The 18,773-nt window shown below is 72.8% G+C and carries 14 protein-coding genes; 2 read left to right on the forward strand and 12 right to left on the reverse strand.

Going from position 1 to position 18,773, the window contains the following annotated elements; translation table 11 throughout:
- Positions 1–29: 29 nt before the first annotated feature.
- The 4 genes from ABGA98_RS01665 to ABGA98_RS01680 all read right to left on the reverse strand — a co-directional run bounded on the left by ABGA98_RS01665 (position 30) and on the right by ABGA98_RS01680 (position 5,022).
- Entirely contained in the window at positions 30–161 is a 132-nt protein-coding gene (locus ABGA98_RS01665; RefSeq protein ID WP_281284010.1) for a hypothetical protein, read from the reverse strand.
- Positions 162–285: 124 nt separating this feature from the next.
- Entirely contained in the window at positions 286–1,866 is a 1,581-nt protein-coding gene (locus ABGA98_RS01670) for a hypothetical protein (RefSeq protein WP_347616370.1), read from the reverse strand.
- Positions 1,867–1,940: 74 nt separating this feature from the next.
- Positions 1,941–4,178 (reverse strand): acyl-CoA dehydrogenase, encoded by a 2,238-nt coding sequence (locus ABGA98_RS01675; RefSeq protein WP_347616371.1) that lies wholly within the window; start codon positions 4,176–4,178, stop codon positions 1,941–1,943.
- Between the two features lie 61 nt (positions 4,179–4,239).
- Entirely contained in the window at positions 4,240–5,022 is a 783-nt protein-coding gene (locus tag ABGA98_RS01680; RefSeq protein ID WP_347616372.1) for a hypothetical protein, read from the reverse strand.
- A gap of 671 nt (positions 5,023–5,693) precedes the next feature.
- Here ABGA98_RS01680 and ABGA98_RS01685 point away from each other — a divergent pair.
- Together ABGA98_RS01685 and ABGA98_RS01690 are read left to right on the forward strand one after the other, a co-directional pair.
- Positions 5,694–7,124 carry an AMP-binding protein gene (locus ABGA98_RS01685; RefSeq protein ID WP_347616373.1) on the forward strand — a complete coding sequence of 477 codons (1,431 nt, stop codon included), beginning with the start codon at positions 5,694–5,696 and terminating at the stop codon, positions 7,122–7,124.
- A gap of 19 nt (positions 7,125–7,143) precedes the next feature.
- On the forward strand, positions 7,144–8,229 hold the full coding sequence (locus tag ABGA98_RS01690; protein ID WP_347616374.1) for a trypsin-like peptidase domain-containing protein: 1,086 nt from the start codon (positions 7,144–7,146) through the stop codon (positions 8,227–8,229).
- A gap of 8 nt (positions 8,230–8,237) precedes the next feature.
- Here ABGA98_RS01690 and ABGA98_RS01695 read toward each other — a convergent pair whose 3' ends face one another.
- From ABGA98_RS01695 to ABGA98_RS01730, 8 genes are all read right to left on the reverse strand, one after another.
- Positions 8,238–8,774 (reverse strand): OmpA family protein, encoded by a 537-nt coding sequence (locus tag ABGA98_RS01695; RefSeq protein ID WP_347616375.1) that lies wholly within the window; start codon positions 8,772–8,774, stop codon positions 8,238–8,240.
- On the reverse strand, positions 8,758–9,360 hold the full coding sequence (locus ABGA98_RS01700; protein ID WP_347616376.1) for a hypothetical protein: 603 nt from the start codon (positions 9,358–9,360) through the stop codon (positions 8,758–8,760). Before ABGA98_RS01700 ends, ABGA98_RS01695 begins: the two co-directional genes overlap by 17 nt.
- A 54-nt stretch (positions 9,361–9,414) precedes the next feature.
- Entirely contained in the window at positions 9,415–12,228 is a 2,814-nt protein-coding gene (locus ABGA98_RS01705) for a BTAD domain-containing putative transcriptional regulator (protein WP_347616377.1), read from the reverse strand.
- A 19-nt stretch (positions 12,229–12,247) separates the two neighbouring features.
- The gene (locus tag ABGA98_RS01710; RefSeq protein WP_347616378.1) at positions 12,248–13,855 is read right to left on the reverse strand and encodes a serine/threonine-protein kinase; all 1,608 of its coding nucleotides are present in this window, start codon (positions 13,853–13,855) and stop codon (positions 12,248–12,250) included.
- Positions 13,856–13,991: 136 nt separating this feature from the next.
- Entirely contained in the window at positions 13,992–14,828 is an 837-nt protein-coding gene (locus tag ABGA98_RS01715) for a phosphatidylinositol-specific phospholipase C/glycerophosphodiester phosphodiesterase family protein (protein ID WP_347616379.1), read from the reverse strand.
- Positions 14,829–14,962: 134 nt separating this feature from the next.
- Positions 14,963–16,138, reverse strand: coding sequence for a GEVED domain-containing protein (locus ABGA98_RS01720; protein WP_347616380.1), 1,176 nt, complete (start codon positions 16,136–16,138; stop codon positions 14,963–14,965).
- Positions 16,139–16,206: 68 nt separating this feature from the next.
- Positions 16,207–17,469 carry an FAD-dependent oxidoreductase gene (locus tag ABGA98_RS01725; RefSeq protein ID WP_347616381.1) on the reverse strand — a complete coding sequence of 421 codons (1,263 nt, stop codon included), beginning with the start codon at positions 17,467–17,469 and terminating at the stop codon, positions 16,207–16,209.
- A complete protein-coding gene (locus ABGA98_RS01730; RefSeq protein ID WP_347616382.1) occupies positions 17,435–18,595 on the reverse strand; it encodes an ATP-grasp domain-containing protein in 1,161 nt (386 codons plus the stop codon). The genes ABGA98_RS01725 and ABGA98_RS01730 overlap by 35 nt, the downstream gene beginning before the upstream one ends.
- Positions 18,596–18,773 lie beyond the last annotated feature (178 nt).

Below are 18,773 nucleotides of genomic sequence, written 5' to 3' on the forward strand. Positions count from 1 at the left end.
AGCAGGGACGGCCCGCCAAGGGGCCAGGATCACCTGGTGCCGTAGTTGTAGAGCGGCTGGTTCGGCGGGGTCAGGGCGGGTGACGCCACATTGACCACGGCGACGGAGGCTCCGACCGCCAGCAGAGCTCCGATGGCCAGGGCCACGAGAAGTCGCAACAACAGAGCACTCCTTCCTGTCAGTGGCGCAGTGTGCCGAGACTAGAACCTGTTCCGCCTTGAAGCCATAACATTGGTCAAACCGTGATAAAGCAAGTTACCCTCCGGTATATCATGAAACGGCCGGTCAACGCCGCAACAAGTGGAGCTCTTCGCCGCGGAAGACGGTCTTCCAGCCGGCCCGCTCAAGGAAGAACTCGTTCTGACTCGCCGCCACCAGGACGTACCTGGCGGGCAGGCCCGCGTGGTCGCCGGCGGCCAGCAGCCCGGCGACGCGCCGGTTGAGCGGGTCCTCGCCGCGCACCCGCAGCCGGCCACCGTCCGGCAGACCGACGTAGAGCGTGTCGTCCGCGATCACCCGGCGCTCGAAGAGCTTGGTCGCCGGATCGAGCACGACCCGGCCGCCGTTCCAGGCGAAGGCCCGGTGCGCGCCCCAGGGCAACGACACCAGCGCGCCGGGGGCCGCGTCGTCGTTGACGATCCGCTGCACGGTCCGCCACTCGGGCGGGTACGCGGCCACCGCCAGCCGCCCGAAGGCCCCGTACGCCAGCGTGGGCAGCACCAGCACCGGCGCCAGCACCCCGACGAACGCCGGCGCGCCCGACCGCAGGGCCGCGGCCAGGCCGACCGCCGCCACCAGGACGAGCGGCGCCAGGTAGACCTGGCCGTCGCGCAGCGGCCCGAACCCCGGCCACACCGCGATGAGCCCTTTGAGCGCCTCCCGCCCCGCCGGGAACGCCCCCAGCGCGGCGACGCAGAACCCGGCCGCGGCCGCCACGGCGAGCCCGCCCCACCACGCGGGCCGGTCAGGGCGTGAGCGGAGCCGGGCGTACCCGAGGACGCCGGCCGCGACCAGGAGCAGGCGCGTGGTGGCGGACCACCACGACTCCTGGCCGGGCAGCCCCGCGTCGGCGCTCCAGATGCCGCCCAGCGAGAAGAGGCTGGCCAGCACGCCGAAGGGACCGTCGGCGCGGGCCGCGAACGCGTCCACCCCCGCCGGGTCCGTCACCGCGCCCGAGCCGAGCGCGGGAAGCGCCCACGGCAGGCTGTACACGACCAGGATCCCGGCCACCACGGGCACCCTGCGGCGCGCGACGGCGATCGGCAGCAGCGTCAGCGCCGAGACCAGCATCGCCTGGAACCCGCCGACCGCCGCGGGGAGCAGCGCCGCCGCCAGGCGGGTCCAGCGCAGGCCCGTGGCCCGCACCGCCCACGGCAGCCCGGCCACGCCGAGCAGCAGCGCCCACTGGCCGAGCATGAGCCGCTGCGCGAGATAGATGTTCCAGGCGAAGCAGGCCGCGGCGACCAGCCGGGCCAGCCGGCGCTCCGGCGGCACCAGCGCCGCCGCGCCGGTCGCGGCCAGCACGAAGATCCCGGCCAGCAGCCCCTTCTGCACGATCTCCACGGGCAGCACCCGGGACAGGAGCGCCACGACCAGGTCGCTGGGCACGGCGCGGGGGAAACCGCCGCGGTCCGGCAGCAGGGGCGCGTCGGGCACGAAGACCAGATCGTACCGGAGCACCAGGCCCCAGCCCAGCGCGGGCCCCAGCGCCAGCGCCGCCAGAGCCGCGCCGAGCAGCACGGGCGCCATCCGGGCAAGCGCCGGGCGTGCCTTCATCCGCGCCTTCGTCCGCGCCGCCATCCGCGCGAGCGTCAGGCGCGCGCGGACGGGTTCCGGGGGCACGGGCGACGACCGCTCGACGTCCACCGCGGCACCGCCTCTCCCCCGGTCCTCGGACATTCCAGGCACAGGGGAGAGTAGCCGCCACAGACTTACATGCGTTACTTACCGGGCTCCGGGTCTCGCGGCAGGCCCAGCATGCGCTCGCCGATGATGTTGAGCTGCACCTCGGTGGTGCCGCCGTAGATGGTCATCGCGCGGGTGGCGAGCACCGCCCGGTTCCAGTAGCCGGCGTCGCCGAGCTTCATGTCGGCGGCCGTCACCGCCGCCGGGCCGAGCAGTTCCACGGCTGTCTCGGAGACGTGCTGGGCGTGCGAGGTCGACAGCAGCTTGCGTACGGAGGCGTCCGCGCCCGGCTCGGAGCCGGCCAGCTGCTTGAGCGTGACCCGCAGCGACAGCGCGTTGATGGAGTGGCCCTCGCAGACCACCGCGGCCACCCGCTGCGCCTCCACGGGCGACAGCTCGCGGCCCAGCCGCCCGGCCAGGCCGAGCAGGTCGGGCACGGAGGAGCCGGTGCCGCCCGAGCCGGACGACAACGAGACCCGCTCGTTGGACAGCGTGTTGCGGGCGACCTTCCACCCCTCGCCGACCTCGCCCACGACCAGGTCGTCGGGGACGAACACGTCGTCGAGGAAGACCTCGTTGAACAGGTTCTCGCCGGTCATCTCCGTCAGCGGCCGGACCGTGACGCCCGGGGCCTTCATGTCGACCAGGAAGTACGTGATGCCCTCGTGCTTGGAGCCCTCGCTGGAGTTGCGGGCGATGCAGATGCCCCATTCGGCCACGTGGGCGACCGAGGTCCAGATCTTCTGGCCGTTGAGCCTCCAGCCGCCCTCGACCCGCTCCGCCTTCATCTGCAGCGAGGCCAGGTCGGATCCGGCGCCGGGCTCGGAGAACAGCTGGCACCAGATCATCTCGCCGCTGAGCGTCTTGGGCAGGAACCGTTCCTGCTGCTCCTGGGTGCCGTACGTGGCGATGGACGGCACCACCCAGGCACCGATGATCATCTGGGGCAGCCGGACCTTCGCGGCCCTGAGCTCCTGCGCGATCAGCACCTGCTCCAGCGGCTTGGCGTCGCGCCCCCACGGCCTGGGCAGATGGGGCATGACGAAACCGCGCGAGGCGAGCGCCCGCTTCTGCTCCTTGCCCTCCAGCCCGGCGATCTCCGCGATCTCGGCGCGGATCGACTCGCGCAGCTCGCCCGCGTCCTCCGGCAGGTCGATCTCCATCGAGCGGGAGACGCCCTGCAGGGCGAGCGTGGCGACCGCGGCGGCCCACTCGGACGACGGGCCGAGCAGGGCCCGCAGGGTGAGCGCGCGACGGTAGTAGAGGTGCACGTCGTGCTCGAAGGTGTAGCCGATGCCGCCGAACGTCTGGATGGCGTCCTTCGCGCACTGGACGGCCGCGTCGGGCGCCATCATCCCGGCGACGGCCGCGGCGAGCTCCAGCTCCTTCGCCGCGCCCGCGGTCGCGCTCTCCTGAGCCTCCACCGGCTCCTCGGGACCGGCGTCCCGCTCCGCCGCCCTGGTGGCGTCCCAGACGGTGGCGCGGGCCTGCTCCAGCGCGACCAGCATGCGGGACAGCTTGTGCTTGATGCCCTGGAACTGGCCGATCGGGCGGCCGAACTGCACGCGTACCTTGGCGTACTCGGCGGCGGCCGTGACGCACCACGAGGCCAGTCCCGACGCCTCCGCGCCGAGCACGATCGCCGCCAGGTTGCGGACGTCGGCGCCCTCGACACCGTCGAGCACGCGCTCCGCGGGCACGGTCGCGTCCGCGAACTCCACCCTGGCCACCGGCCTGGTCAGGTCGAGCGACGGGAGCGCGGTGACCGTGGCGGCGGAGGCGTCGGCCACGACCCACTCCTCGCCCTCCGGCGTGGTCACCGGCAGCACCAGCACGTCCGCCAGGGAGCCGCCGAGCACGGGCTCGGCCGTGCCGGAGACGACCAGGGAGCCGTCGTCGTCACGGACGCCGGTCAGGGCGCCGGTCAGAGCGACAGCGCCGGTGAGCGTGCCGTCGCCGAGGCCCTCCAGCAGGTCGTGCCGCTTGGAGGCGTGGATCACCGCGCTCGCCAGCACGGTCGGCACGTACGGGCCCGGCGCCATCCGCTCGGCCAGCGCCTCCACGGCCACGGCGGTCTCCAGCAGCCCGTAGCCGGACCCACCCGACTCCTCGGGCAGGTGCAGGCCGAGCAGCCCCTGCTCGGCGAGGCCCGGCCAGAACGGCGGGCGGCCGTCCATCTCGGCGCGTAGCAGCTCCGCCGGGATGTTGCGCTCCGCCCAGCCGCTCACCGACTCGCGGAGCGCCCCGTGCTCCTCGCTCAAACCGATCGCCATGCTCATCCTCCAGCCAGGTCCTGCGCCATGCCAGAACCATATTCTAGAGGATGCTTCTGGCCTAGAGCGGGCGAACCTGCTTCACGATGGTGCTCAGGTCACGCCAGCGCTCCTTGTTCGTCTCGGGGATGGAGGCCATGAGCAACGTCGGCTTCGTCCTGCCCACCTCGACCACCGTCACCATGGCCTGGGCGACCTGCTCCTTGCCGTCGAAGGTGTAGGTGACCTTGTAGCCGAGCGTCCACCCCTTGCCGACCGGGATCTTCTGCGAGGCCGTCCACGAGAGCGTGGCGCCCTTCGGATATTGCGTACGGATGGTCCAGCGGGCCGCCTCCGTGGCGATCGCGCGGTAGTCGGCGTTGGAGGAGGGCTTCTTGTCCGGCCCGTCGGCGGGGTATTTCGCCGAGGCGATCACCGTGTGCGGGATGGCCACCTCGCCGATCCGCTGCGCGATCGAGAACGGCGGGAAGTCCCTGGCCTTCCACGGCGAGCCGAGGCGCGGATATTTGATGCCGGTGTTCTTGTCGGTGATGGTGCCGGTGACCTTGGCCGCCTTGCCGGACAACGCCGGGAACTTCTTGCTCTCCGGCACCGGCGGCAGCACGATCGGGCTCTCGCTGACGGTCGGGCTGGGCGTCGCCGACGGGGTGGCCGAGCTCGGCACGGGAGCGACGGCCACCACCTCCTCCGGCTGCCCCTGGTTGGCGGGCACGTCGCCGGAGAAGACCACGAAGACCAGCAGCACGGCCAGGACGGTCGCGAGGCTGGCGCCGGCCAGGTAGACGACCTTGATCGGGATGTCGCCGAGACCGCGGGACGCCGGCTTGGATGTGCGCTCCGGCACCGGATGCGCCTGCGGCTGCATGAACGGCTGCGCGGGTGGCGGCTGGTTCGCGGGCGGACGCGGCGGCTGGTGCGGGGGCCGCGGCGGCTGCCGGCCACCCGGACCACCTGGACCACCCGGACCACCCGGACCACCCGGACCACCCGGACCACCCGGACCAACCGGGCCGCCAGGGCCGCCCTGGGGCGGGTTTCCGGCGTTCGGCGGCCGGCTTCCGGCGCCCGGCGGCTGATTTCCCGGGCCCGGAGGCCGGCTTCCGGCGCCCGGTGACTGATTTCCCGGGCCCGGAGGCTGGTTCCCGGCGTTCGGCGGCTGATTCCCGGAGCCCGGGACTTGGTTCCCCGCGTTCGGAGGCTGGTTGCCGGCGTTCGGCGCCTGGTTTCCAGGCTGGCCGGACGGCTGGCCCTGAGACGGGCCGCCGGGTCGGCCCTGGGGCTGCTTCGCGGGTTGACCAGCGGGTTTCACCGGAGTGGACGACCCCTGCGCCGACGGCCGGGCGATCTGGACCGTCTCCTCGGCGGGTAGGACGATCTTGCGGAACGGGGTGGTGGGTGGATCATGTTCAGGTCTCTGGTCGCCGTCGTCCGCCATGGCCTTGAGATTACGTCACCTCGGTGAGGCATAAATCCTCTATTCCCCTTGCAGAATCTTATTCTGTAAGGTCAGCGAACATGAGGGGTTTCTACGAGATCGCGGCCATCGACCCTGAACGCCCCGCCCTGCTCGGCGACAAGGAGGTCACCTACGGAGCGCTGCTCGACCGGGTGAACCGAGCGTCCAACGGACTGACCGCGCGCGGAACCGGCCCTGGCGACTGCGTGGTCACCGTGCTGAAGAACGGGCTCGACGCCCTCACCATGATGCTGGCGACCTACCAGATCGGCGCGTACCTGGTGCCGGTCAACTGGCACTTCACGGCCGAGGAGATCGACTACATCGTGACCGACTGCGGCGCCACCGTGGTGGTCGGGCCGGACGCGCTCACGGTCGGCGAGCTCGTGACCGGCTCGCCCGCCGTCGCCCCCGAGCACCGCAGGGCCGGATCGATGATGCTCTACACCTCGGGCACCACGGGCCGGCCCAAGGGCGTGCGGCGGCGGCTGCTGGACCTGACGCCCGAGGAGCTGTACCCGATCCTCATGCGCAAGAGCTGGCGGCACTTCGGGCTGCCGATGGGCGGCGTGCACCTGGTGTGCTCGCAGCTCTACCACTCGGCGCCGTACGGGCAGGCGATGATGGCGCTGCAGTTCGGGCACGCGATCGTGGCGCCGGAGCGGTTCGAGGCGGCCGGCGCGCTGCGGCTGATCGAGCGGCACCGGGTGACGAACGCCTTCATGGTGCCCACGATGTTCCACCGGCTGCTCGGGGTGCCCGATCGGGAGTCGTACGACCTGTCGTCGCTCACCCATCTCTACCACGGCGCCGCGCCGTGCCCGCCGGCCGTCAAGAAGGCGATGATCGACTGGCTGGGGCCGGTGTTGTGGGAGTACTACGGCTCCACCGAGGCGGCCGTGGTGACCATGGTGTCCTCGCAGGAGTGGCTGGCCAGGCCGGGCACGGTCGGCAGGGCGCTGGACGGCATGACGTTCACGATCGTCGGCGAGGACGGCCAGGAGGTACCGCCGGGCTCGCCGGGCCAGGTGTACGTCGACGGGATCAACCGGTTCGAATACCACCGCGACCCCGGCAAGACGGCGGCGGCCATGCGCGGGCGGGCGTACACGCCGGGGGACATCGGCTATCTCGACGACGACGGCTACCTGTTCCTGCTCGACCGCCGTACCGATCTGATCATCTCCGGCGGGGTCAACGTCTATCCGGCCGAGATCGAGGCGGCGCTGCTGGAGCACCCGTCCGTGGCGGACGTCGCGGTGATCGGCGTGCCCGACCCCGAGTGGGGGCAGAAGGTCGTGGCGCTCGTGCAGCCCGCGGCGGGCGTCTCGGGTGGCGCGGAGCTCACCGCCGATCTGCTACGCCACTGCGAGTCCCGGCTGGCCCGGATGAAGCATCCGCGGGTGATCGAATACCGCGCGTCGTTGCCGCGTACGCCGACAGGCAAGCTGAGCAGGCGCAACGTCCGCGAAGCGTATCTTTCGAGGTGAGCTGGGCACAAAGCCCTGTATGAGGGAGTTCGTCGCAGGACTGGCGGCCGCCGCAGTGCTGCTCGCAGGCTGCGGGTCGGCCCCGCCGTCACCGGGTGCCGCCACGCCGACAGGTACGGGCACCGCCTCGCCGGCGGAGACCGCCTCCCCGACCGGCTCCCCCACGGTGTCGCGGCTCCCGGTCGAGGCGGCGTACGAGCAGGTCATCACGAACGTCCTGCCGTCCATCGTGCAGATCACCACGAAGGTGGGCCTCGGATCCGGCGTCGTGTTCGACACGGCCGGGCACATCGTCACCAACGCGCACGTGGTCGGCCAGGCCCAGGAGATGGAGGTCACGCTCGCCAGCGGCGGCCCGCCGCGCCCGGCCAAGCTCGTCGAGTCGTTCCCCGCGGGAGACCTCGCGGTGATCAGGGTGGACCGGCCCGACGGCCTGCGGCCGGCGAAGTTCGGCGACTCGTCGAAGTTGCGGGTCGGGCAGATCGTCCTCGCCATGGGCAACCCGCTGGGGTTCTCGGGCAGCGTGACGGACGGCATCGTCTCGGCGCTCGGCCGTACGGTCACGGAACCGCAGTCCGCCGGCTCGCCCGGTGCCACGATCGCCGGGGCGATCCAGACCTCGGCCGCGATCAACCCCGGCAACAGCGGCGGCGCGCTCGTGGACCTGTCAGGTCAGGTGATCGGCATCCCGACCCTCGCCGCCACGGACCCCGACCTCGGCGGGGGCGCCGCTCCCGGCATCGGCTTCGCGATCCCCAGCAACACCGCCACCGACATCGCCGCGCAGATCGTCAAGGACGGCAAGGTCACCAACACCCACCGGGCCGCGCTGGGCATCAGGGGCAGCACGGTCGTCGGCGAGGACGGGCAGCCCTCCGGCGTGGGCGTCGTCAGGGTCGAGCGCGGCGGGGGCGCGGAGAAGGCCGGCATCCGGGCGGGCGACGTGATCGTCTCGATCAACGACGAGGAGACGCCGACCATGGCCGAGCTTTCCGAGGCCATCACGGCGCTCAAACCCGGCGACAAGGTGCGCGTGGGGGTCATCCGCTCGGGCGGGGAGAGGGAGACGATCACCGTGACGCTGGGGCAGCTGCCGGGCGAGTGACCCCGGGATCACTGCTTGGCGGTGAAGACGATCTCGACGCGGCGGTTCTTGGCCCGGTTCTTCTCCATGGGCTTGCCGTCCACCATGTTGGGCAGCTTGGGCCGGCTCTCGCCGTACCCCTTCGCCTGGAGCGTCACGCCCGAGCCGGTCAGCAACCCGCGCATGGCCGTCTGGACGGCCTGCGCCCGGCGCTGCGAGAGCGTGACGTTGTAGGAGTCGCTCCCCTGGTCGTCCGTGTGCCCCTCGATCCTGACGACGCCGCCCGCGCCCTCGGCGTCGATCTTCCCGGCCACCTGCTCGAGCCGCTGCTCGGCCTTGCCGGTCAGCTTCCACTTGTCCAGCTCGAACAGCACGTCGCTGGTGAGCGCGACCGTCACCTCGCGGCCCTGCTTGGTCTCGCTCTGCGTGCCGTCCAGCGACTCGACCTCGCCGATGACGTCCTCCACGGGCAGCACCAGGTCCTCGACCGCCCCGGTCGCGTCCGGAGGCGTGCTGGGCGCCGGCGACAGGACGAGGGACAGCGCGAGGCTAAGAGATCGGAACATCGGTGAACACGCCGAACATCGGCATCTCAACGTTGATCTTCGTGACGTCGGCGGGCGGGGCGGCGAAGACCGCGTACAACGTGGACGAGTCACCCTTCTCCAGGAACTGGCCCTGGGTGCCCGAGCACACGCACTCCGCGTCCTCGCCCGTGCCGTTGCGGGCCACCCGGTAGCGTTTGGCGTTGACCGGGTCGATCAGGGAGACGGCCTCCACCGTGTAGTCGAGCGGCGCCCCGCTCATGCCGTTGTGCAGGTTGATCTTGCCGTCGAGCGCGGTGACCGTCCAGTTGAGGCTGATCGTCCTGCCCTGGCGCTTGAGCGCGGTGATGTCCACCTTGGCCTTGCCGTACGTGTCGCCGGCGCCGACGTTCGTCGCCCGGGAGGCGATCGCCTCGGCTTCCTGCGGGGGCGCGCTCTGCTGCCCCGCGGACGGGCTCTGCTGGTCCGCCGCGGAGGAGGACGCCGGCGCCTCGGGGGCGCTGCTCTGCGGCTGCCTCTCCTCGCCCCCGCCGCCCGGCCGGCCGGGAAGCACGCCGCAGCCCGCCAGTGCGACGGCCGCGAGGGTCAACGCGATCGTCTTACGCATATCGTGATCACCTTCGTCTTCGGGGATGTGACCCTCACCGTAGGAAAGCGACCTTCAGGATGTGCATAGTCCGCGTCGCCTGCGCGTTTCCTGTGCGAGCCGCTGAGCCTCGGCCTTGCCCGATTCATCACCGAGGCCGTCAAACTCTGCCATAGCACTCATAAGGGCCTCAAGTGCGCCTTCGAGATCGGCCAGGTCGAGCATCGCCCGGGCCAGGGCCAGCAGGGCCTGCGCGGCGCCCCTGCGGTCCCCGTACGAGGTGAAGGTCTTCAGCGCCGCCCGCGCCGAGGCCGCCGCCTCGGCGGGAGCCCCCTCCGTCCTGGAGAGCTCGGCCAGCACGAGCAGCACCCCCGCCTCGCCCAGCGGGTCACCCAGCTCCCGGTACGCGGCCAGGCTCGCCTCCAGCGGGCCCGCGTCCATGCGCAGCGCGCCGAGAGCGCGTAAGGCGTCGGCCCTGCCGCGCCGGTCGCCCGCCTCGTCGAAGACCTGGAGCGCACGGGTGAAGGCCCGCTCGGCCTCGTCCGCGCGCGTCTGGACCAGGCCGAGCCGCAACGTGATCCGGGCCAGCTCCAGCCCCTCGACCAGCGGCTGCGCCGCCCGCAACGCCGCCGCGGCCGCCTCGGTGCGCCCCTCGGCCCTGTGCAGGTCGGCCAGGCCGCGCAGCAGCAGCGCCTCACCCTGCCGGTGGCCCGCCGCCCTGGCCGCGTCGAGGCCGGTCGCCGTCGTGGCGTGCCAGTCGTCGTGGTGCGCACCCAGCTCGAACAGCGGGGTCAGGTAGAACGCCAGCCGCCATGCGGCCTCGTACAGGCCGGCCCGGAAGAAGTCGTCGACGGTGGCCACCAGGAACCGGCGCTCGGCGCTCAGCCACCGCGCCTCCCGCCGTGCCCACCCGGTCTCCAGCCCCGCCCCAGCCCCGCACCCGCCCAGCCCAGCCGGAGCCGCCGGCATCGAGCCGGTCGGAGCCGAACCCGTCAGAGCCGAGCCCGTCAGGGGCCAGCGGCTGAAGCCGGTGTCCCAGTCGGCCGCCTCCGGCGGGGCTCCTGCCCGGCCGGGCGGGTGGATCTCCGTGCGGCCGGTGCCGGGCTCCGCGGGCAGGAGGGCGGCCCTGGCCTGCCTCGTCCGCTCCAGGACGGTCGCCGCCCTGGCCTCCAGGACCGTACGGGCGCCGCCGCCCTCCTCGGCCAGCCGCTCGGCGGCGTAGAGCCGGGTCAGGTCGTGCCAGCCGTACCGTTCCTGGCCCGCCTCGTCCAGGCCGCGCGACTGCAGCAGGCCCGCCTCCACCAGCGGTTCCAGGTCCGCTCCCAGCACCCACGGCGCGAAGTCCGGCGCGGACAGGGCGCCGAGCTCGCGCAGCAGCCGCCGCTCCGGATCGGGGAGACCGCGGTAGCCGAGCGCGAGGCTGCCGCGTACGGCCAGGTCGCCGGCGCTGAGCTCGTCGAGCCTGCGCCGCTCGTCGCCCAGCCGTCCCGCGAGGTGATCGAGCGTCCAGCCCGGCTTCCTGGCCAGCCGGGACCCGGCGATGCGCAGGGCCAGGGGCAGCCCTCCGCAGAGCCGGACGATGCGCAGGGCCGCCTCCGGCTCCGCGCGCACCCGGTCGTGTCCCGTCACCCCGCCGAGCATGGCCACGGCCTCGTCGTCGTCGAGCACCCCCAGCTCGTACGCCCGCGCCGCCTCCAGCCCGGCCAGCGGCGACCGGCTCGTCACCAGCGTGAGGCTGCCGGGACCCGTCGGCAGCAGCGGGCGCACCTGCGCCTCGTCGGCGGCGTCGTCCAGCAGCACGAGCAGCCGCCGGCCCGCCGTCATGCTGCGGTAGAGCCGGACCCGCTCGTCCAGCGCGGGCGGGACCGCGCCGTCGGGGCAGCCCAGCGAGCGCAGCAGATCTTCGAGCACGGCACCCGGCGGCCGGGCGCCGAGCGCGGCGTAGAGGCGGCCGCCGGGACGCTCGATCCCGGCGGCGGCGTGCACGGCGACGGCCGACTTCCCGCACCCGGGAGGGCCGTGCAGCACCAGGTGCACGGGCGCGGCCGCCTGCTCGCGGGCCGCCGTGCCGATCCAGTCGAGCACCTGCCGGCGCCCGGCGAAGTCGGAGACGTCCGGCGGCAGCTCGTTGACCGGCGCCGCGTCCTCGCGGCTCCGCCGGTCAGCGGACCCTGGCTGCTCGCCCGACAACACCCGCCGGTGCGCCTCGGCCAGCTCGGCGCCCGGCTCCAGCCCCAGCTCCTCGACCAGCGTGCGCCGCGCGTCCTGGTAGGCCCCGAGCGCCTCGGAACGGCGGCCCGCCTGGTGCAGCGCCTCGATGAGGCGTACCCACGCCCGCTCGCGCAGCGGATGGGCGCCCACCAGCGCCCGCAGCTCCCCGACCACCTCGGCGCCCCTGCCCAGGCTCAGGTCCAGCCGCACCCGCTCCTCGATCGCCGTCAGGCGCAGCTCCTCCAGCGGCACGGCGTACGACCTGCGCAGCACGGACGACTCGACATCGGCCAGCGCCTGGCCTCGCCACAACCCCAGGGCCGCCCTGAACCCGTCGGCCGCCTCCGCGATCCGCCCCTCCTCCCGCAGCCGCCTCGCCTCGGCGACCAGCCGCTCGAACCGGTGGCAGTCGACGTCGTCGGGATCCACGTCCAGCAGATAGCCGCCGGGCACCGTACGGATGCCGCCGACCAGCTTGCGCAGCGCGCTGACGTACACCCTGAGCACCGACTCCGCCGACGCGGGCGGCCGGTCGTCCCAGACCACGGACATCAGCCGCTCGACCGGCACCTGCTCGCGGGCCGCCAGCAGCAGCGCGGCCAGCAACGCCCGGTGCTTGGCCGGCCCCGGCGCCTGCTCGCCCTCGACCCGCAGCGGCCCGAGCACACCGAACCGCACGTTCACGTACCTTTCCGCATCACTCGCCCACGGGCCGGAGCGCGAAGGAGTCGAAGCGCACCCGGGCGGGCTCGGCGGTGCCGGAGGCCGCGTGCACGCCGGCCTCGTCGGGCCCATAGGGGGCGTCGGCGTCGGACGCCTGCGCGACCAGGCGTTCGTTGAGCCACATGCGCAGCGTCACCTTGCCCCCGCTCTGGCCGCACTCCGCCACGATGCGGTTGCCGGCCGCCTTCTCCGCATCCGCCGGGCCGAACAGGGTCTGGCCCCGGGTGCCCGTGCGGCGTTTGACGATCGTGACCCTGCCCGAACCGCTCACCGCGAACTCGTAGCGGTCACCGGATCGGGCCGAGCCATGGCACCACACACCGTACTCCCCGGCGCCCTCCTCCAGAGTCGCCTTCGCGCTGATGATCACGCCGCCGGCCGGCTCCCGCCGGGGCGCCGACTTCCACAACCGCCAGGACGGTTTCACGGTCAGCTCGTACGCCGGGCCCGCCAGCCGGGCGTTCCCGCCCTCCGACGGGCCGACCGCCCAGGCCTCCCCGAAGCCGGCCTCGTACGGCCAGCTCACCCGCAGGAGGCCGGGCACGGTCACGGCGGCGGTGACGGCGGCCACGAGCACCGCCGCACCCGCCGCCCACGGCCACCGCCGCTTCCCCCGCCGGGCCGGCGGCGGCCCTTCATGGCCACCTCCCGGCCTCTCCGGCGGCTGGGCGGGAGACCGGCCCTCGCGGGACTCCCCCGGCCAGGCAGGAGGCCGGCCCTCGCGGGAGTCCCGGCGGGGGCCGGTGGGGACCGTGCCCGTCCAGGTGCGTTCGACCACTTCGGTGGCGGCGGCCAGGCGGGTGCCGCCCACCAGCTCCGACAGCAGTGCCTGCGCGCCCGGCCGCAGGCGGGGGTCCTTGGCGAGGGCACGCTCCACGATCCCCCTGATGCCCTCCTCCAGCCCGTCAAGCCGGGGCCCGTCCTGCATGATCCGGTAGAGGACCTCACCCGGAGCCCCGCCCCCGAACGGCAGCCGTCCCGTCCCCGCGAACGCGATCACCCCGCCCCAGGCGAACACGTCGGCGGCGGGTGTGAGCGGCTCCCCGCGCACCTGTTCCGGCGCCATGAAGGCGGGCGTCCCGAGGATCGCCTGGCTGGCCAGGCTGTCGTTGTCCACGAGCTGGGCGATGCCGAAGTCGATGACGCGGGGGCCGAGCGGCGACAGGAGCACGTTGGACGGTTTGAGGTCGCGGTGGATCACCCCGGCCCCGTGGATGGCGCTCAGCGCGGTCGCGATGCCCACCGCCAGCGCCTCGAGGTTGCCGCCCGACAGCGGTCCCTGGTCGTGTACGGCCTGCGCGAGGTCGGGCCCCTTGACGTACTCGGTGACGAGGTAGGCGACCTCGCCGTCGATGCCGGCGTCCAGGACGGACGCGGTGCAGAACCTGGCCACCCGGCGGGCCGCCGCCACCTCCCGCTCGAACCGCCGGCGGAAGGCCGGATCCCTGGCCAGCGCCGGGTGGATGAGCTTGACCGCGGCCAGGCCGCCGGTGGGCGTGGTCGCGAGGTGCACCTCTCCCATGCCGCCCCGGCCGAGGACGCGCCGCAGCGCGTACCCGCCTATGACCCGGTCGCCGTCCATCGCAGACAGAGTAGCCAGATCCCGGCATTCGCCAGCCTGCCAACCACCCGGCGGAGCCGATCAGGCCGTACCAGGCCGTCATGCACGCCCGCGCGAGGCCGGTCAGGCCGTCGCCGGGCGGTCATGAGCGTGGGGGCTATGCCGCGGCGCGCCGGCGGTCGTGTTCGCGCAGGAAGTCCCGGAGTCCCGCCAGGTCGTCGGTGTTGATGTGGTCCACGTCGGCCGCGACCAGCTCGCGCCAGAGCGCGTCCCGCGCGGGGCCGGCCGTGTCGGGGGTGGCCCAGAACCGCACCCGCTGCCCGTCTCGGTGCGCGGTCGCCACGATCTCGCGCAGTTTGTCCCGTTCGGCGGCCGGCATCTCGCCCTCGCCCAGCCAGCTGAAGTGGTTGGTCCAGTTGTCGCTGATCAGCGGGATCAGGCCCGGGTCGCCCTGCCCCAGGTCGCCCATGCGCCCGTCGTAGAAGGCGTAGCGCCGCTCCTGGCCGGCCATGAGCTCGCGCGGCCGTTCGCCGCTGACGACCACGGTCACCGCGCCGGGCCGCACCTTGCCCTTGTGGTAGGTGGTGAGCATCCTCTTGTACGCCTTGAGCACCCGGTCGAGCTCGGTGTACGTGGCCTCGCCGTTGTTCTTGATGTCCACGAGCAGTTGGAGCCGCTGCCGGGTGCCGGGGAAGACGCTGCCGTGGCGCACCCGGCGGATCAGCGGGTCGAGGTAGAGCGACTGCAGCGTGCGGCCGGGCCGCAGGTCCTCGGGGTCGTGCCCGACCCGCAGCTCGCCGTCCACCAGGTAGATGTCGGCCTCGACGCTGGTGAACCCGTGGTCGAGCGCGTCAAGGAGCGGCCGCTCGTGCTCGTAGTCGTTGTGCGCGTGGGCGCGTGGCAGCGGCTCCGGCCGGCCGGCCGCCTGAGCGGGAGCGGCCGCCAGCAGCATGGTTCCTGCCGCGACCAGGACGCCGAGGGTTCGACGCAACATCGCATCTCCTTGACATGGGAGGTAAGGGATGCGTGACACGTTACGCGTGCAAGTTGTGACATGGGTGACATCTTGCCTAATTGTCGGCGGCTGGCACGCGGCTCACTCGACCAACCGGATGCGGCCGGCGCGGCTCACTCGACGAACTCGATCTGGTGGTCCTCGACCTCGCCGCTGTCGGCCCATCCCGTCGGCGAGTCCACGGACTCCGCCCTGGCGACCATGCGCAGCCGCATCCAGACGGGGCCGGCGGGCAGCGTTTCGGGAAGGAGCCAGGTCAGCTCGGCGTCCGCGGCGCCCTCGCCGACCAGCGTGCCGGCCCGCTCGTCGGCGTCGAAGCGGCCGTCACGGTCGAAGTCGATCCAGCCGGCGACCCTCGACGGCGATCCGGCGGTCACGGGCACCGAGATCCTGCACCTCCGGCCGCTGAGCGTGCTCCGCTCCTCCCCGGCCTCCATGGCGTCGTCGCCCGTGTCCAGGGGCAGGGCGCGCGGGGTCATGCTCACCGCCTCGGTGTGGTCGTCGCCCACGGACCACCCCAGATGGGAGTCGGTGATCGCGTGCGAGGCCACACCGTACGAGGCAGGCGCGTCGGAGACGTCCTCGGCCAGTGACAGCTTGAACGCGGCCCACAACTGCGGCATGGACCCGCCACGACCGTGGCGCACGTCATGCGCCTTCAATTTGATCGTGAACGCGCTGACCGTGCCGTTCACCTTGGCCGTCCCGCAGGTGTAGACCACCCCGCAGGTCGTCGAACGGGCGGAATAGACCCTTTCCGGGATGATCGCGCCGCTCGTGACCCGGTACCCGGGAAACCCGGCCGCCAAGGAGAGGGCGGGCCTGGCGGGTACGCCGCCGACCAGCTCGACGGCGGGCCAGTAGTCGTCCCGGCGCTTCCTGGACTCGCCCGAGGAGCCGCCCGTGCCGAACACGTGCAGCCGCGGGTCGCGTACGGGCCTGGAGAAGGTGAACGTCAGCAGGGCGACGTCGCTCCACTCGCCGTCCTCGGCCTCGAAGTCCTCGTAGAGGTCGACGAAACCCGCGGACGTCTTGGTGTTGGCCGGGATCAGGTATTCGTCGTCGGGCGCCGCGGGGTTGGCGGACGACGGCTCGGCCGACGTCACCCGCGCCGTCCCGATCATCTCCTTCCGCACCGTCACCGTCACACCGGACGGCGTGCGGCCCGAGGCCACCATGGCCGAGTTGGTGAACGACGATGGCGCGCTGTCGGCACGCGCGACGGGAGCGACCCCCGAGACGCCGACGAACGCCGTGGCCGTGCAGGCCACCATCACGCGAAAAGCCATAAGTGCTCCCCCCAAGCTGGTGATCCCAGATGTACCGTCCTGCCTGATCAGCGAGCGGGGGGACACGGTCAAGACATCGGCAATTTCGCCGTACGACGCGCTCTGCGCAGATGGCTCACGAGACCCCTGGTCACGCGGCGGGCGGCGAAGTCGCACCCGCACACGAACCGCATGGAAGGCCCGAACGTGGCCGCCGCCGCCAGCCCGACCAGGCGGAGCCCCGCGACGGGCGTCTCGAAGGTGGCGCTGAGCCGGGGCGCGGGGCCCGACGACGCCACCGCGCGCCGCAGGTCCCCCCGGAGCATCGCGATTCTCTCGACGTCCACGCGGTAGCCGGTGGCCGCGATCACGTGCTCGGTGTCGAGCGTGGTGGCCGCTCCCGACAGGTCCCTCAGGTGCAGCCGGACGCCGTCGCCGTACTCGGCGCCGGTCAGCCGCGTGCCCAGGATCACCTTGACGGCGCCGTCGAAGCGGTCCCGCAGCCACCAGGAGCCGGCGGGTCCGAGCGTGTTGCGCACGATGTGGTCGCGGGTCGCGGCCGGCAGATACCTGATCGTGCCCGGCAGCCGCGACCAGGCCACGGAGGGCCAGCCGCCGCCGAGACTGGACCGCGGCGCCCGTACGCGGGCGAGCAGCGAGCGCCGCTCCTCGGGGACGTCGTTCCAGGCCAGCCTGTCCGCCCTGGCCACGATCCGGACGCCGGCCCCCGCCTCCGCCAGCAGCGTCGCGATCTCCAGCGCCGACTGCCCCGCCCCCAGCACGGTCACGTCGCGGCCCGCGAACGCGCCCAGATCGTGGTGGTCGCAGGCGTGCGTGGCGGCCTCGGGCGGCAGCCCGGCCAGCGCGCCGGGCCGGTAGGCGAACGGCAGATGCCCCACGGCCAGCACCGCGGCCCTGGCCAGCACGGACGCCCCCGACGACAGCGAGAGCGCGAACAGGCTGCCCTCCGAGCCGACGGCCGTCACCTCCGACTCGTCCAGGGCCTGGCCCACCGTCCGCGCGCGGAACCACTTGCCGTACGCGACGAACCGCTCCACGGGCACCGGCTCGCCGTACGCGTAGCGGTGGTACGCGTCGAGGCCGTAGCGCCGCTCCGGGTCGCCGAGATGGGACGCGGCGGCCTCCGACTTCAGCAGCATTCCGCGGGGCATGTGGAATTCCCACGCCCGCATCGGTTTTCCGAATATCCGGACGTCGAGTCCCGCGCACAGCGCGTGAGCCGCCACGGAAAGCCCGTACGGGCCCGCGCCCACGATCGCCACGTCAATCACTGGCGTACGCAAATTTCCTCCACTGTCATTTCCGTGACCCGGCGAGCCGGGCGAAACCACGCTTTATCGTCTGCCCGGCCATTCCCACGAAAGGCCGGAGGTCGTCGGCCGACAACCAGGCATATTCATCGGCCGCGTACAGGGCGCGCAGGCTTTTCGGGCCCGCCGTGAAGAGGTCGTAGTTCTCCACCACGTACGTCCGTCCGTGACCGGCCCGCCCCCGCGTCGTCCACCGGCCGGAGAGGTGCAGGTGGGCGGCGCGCACGAGGTCGAGTCCTTCGCGGTCGGTGAACAGGCGGAACTGGGCGCCGAGCCGGGGATTGAAGTCCAGCAGGTGGTAGGTGTCCGCCGCCGCGTCGTGGCGGAAGTCGATGTCGACGACCCCGCGGTATCCCAGCGTCACGGCCAGCTCGCGTGCCGTGCCCTCCACGACCGGGTTGGGCAGCCACCGCCCCCAGGTGGTGAGCCCGGCGCCTCTCGGGTAGGCGCGCTCCTTCCGTCCCGCGCCGCCGTACAGGCAGCGCGAGTTCTCGTCGAAATAGCCGTGGAAGAACCAGTCCGAACCCGGCCCTCCGGGCACGAAGCGCTGGAACAGCAGCTCGCGCCCCTCCACGTGCCGGAGCAGCTGTTCCACCTGCTGGGTCCGGCGCACCAGCCCGGTCCTGCGCAGCCCGATGCCCGCGGGCAGGAGCCACGGCTGGGCCCACTTGGCGACCAGCGGCAGCCCGAAGTCGGCGACGGCCGCCGCCGCGTCGCCGGCGCCGGTGATCAGGCGGGTCTCCGGCTGGACGACGCCGAGCGTGGAGCAGAGCTGGTTCAGCAGGCGCTTGTCCGCCAGCGTGCGCGGCAGGCCGGGCATCTGGTCGGGCATGAGGTAGAAGGGACGCAGGTCGGCCGCGTGCTCGGCGACGGCGATGGCCCCCGCGTCGTCCAGCGTCAGGAGCACGGCCGGGCGTCCGATGCGGTCGGCGGCCCGCGTGAGCGCCTGGACGGTGTCCCCGCCGCGCGACCACGTGTGCATCCGCGCCAGATACCGCGAGCGGTACGTCGGCGCGTGCGTGCCCTCGACGAGCCCGTGCACCTCCACTCCGGCCCTGCCGAGCGAGCGAATGGCGCCGAGCGTCCCATGATGAAAGACATTGGAGTCCAGTCGCAGCACGAGCGCCGGGACGGTGCAATCGAGCATGATTTACGTCCTCCTCCTTACGAAAAGCTATTGATCCGGCAAATGGCAGGTTGAATATCCGATCGGCCGTTATTCGGGGTGTAGGGAATGAGGGAAAACTTCGACGGGGGATATGCGATGGTGATGAGAAAGGGCTATCTGCGCTGTTCGCTGGCGATCGTCACGATCGCGGCGGCGG

The organism is Nonomuraea sp. B1E8, from assembly GCF_039871515.1.
Classification (GTDB): domain Bacteria; phylum Actinomycetota; class Actinomycetes; order Streptosporangiales; family Streptosporangiaceae; genus Nonomuraea.

What these genes read in the sequence shown, in the direction of transcription:
- ABGA98_RS01710 (WP_347616378.1), bottom strand. Translation starts at nt 13,855, where the DNA reads ATGGACGGCGACCGGGTCATAGGCGGGTACGCGCTGCGGCGCGTCCTC.
- ABGA98_RS01685 (WP_347616373.1), top strand. Translation starts at nt 5,694, where the DNA reads ATGAGGGGTTTCTACGAGATCGCGGCCATCGACCCTGAACGCCCCGCC.
- ABGA98_RS01690 (WP_347616374.1), top strand. Translation starts at nt 7,144, where the DNA reads ATGAGGGAGTTCGTCGCAGGACTGGCGGCCGCCGCAGTGCTGCTCGCA.
- ABGA98_RS01720 (WP_347616380.1), bottom strand. Translation starts at nt 16,138, where the DNA reads ATGGCTTTTCGCGTGATGGTGGCCTGCACGGCCACGGCGTTCGTCGGC.
- ABGA98_RS01730 (WP_347616382.1), bottom strand. Translation starts at nt 18,595, where the DNA reads ATGCTCGATTGCACCGTCCCGGCGCTCGTGCTGCGACTGGACTCCAAT.
- ABGA98_RS01715 (WP_347616379.1), bottom strand. Translation starts at nt 14,828, where the DNA reads ATGTTGCGTCGAACCCTCGGCGTCCTGGTCGCGGCAGGAACCATGCTG.
- ABGA98_RS01675 (WP_347616371.1), bottom strand. Translation starts at nt 4,178, where the DNA reads ATGGCGATCGGTTTGAGCGAGGAGCACGGGGCGCTCCGCGAGTCGGTG.
- ABGA98_RS01695 (WP_347616375.1), bottom strand. Translation starts at nt 8,774, where the DNA reads ATGTTCCGATCTCTTAGCCTCGCGCTGTCCCTCGTCCTGTCGCCGGCG.
- ABGA98_RS01700 (WP_347616376.1), bottom strand. Translation starts at nt 9,360, where the DNA reads ATGCGTAAGACGATCGCGTTGACCCTCGCGGCCGTCGCACTGGCGGGC.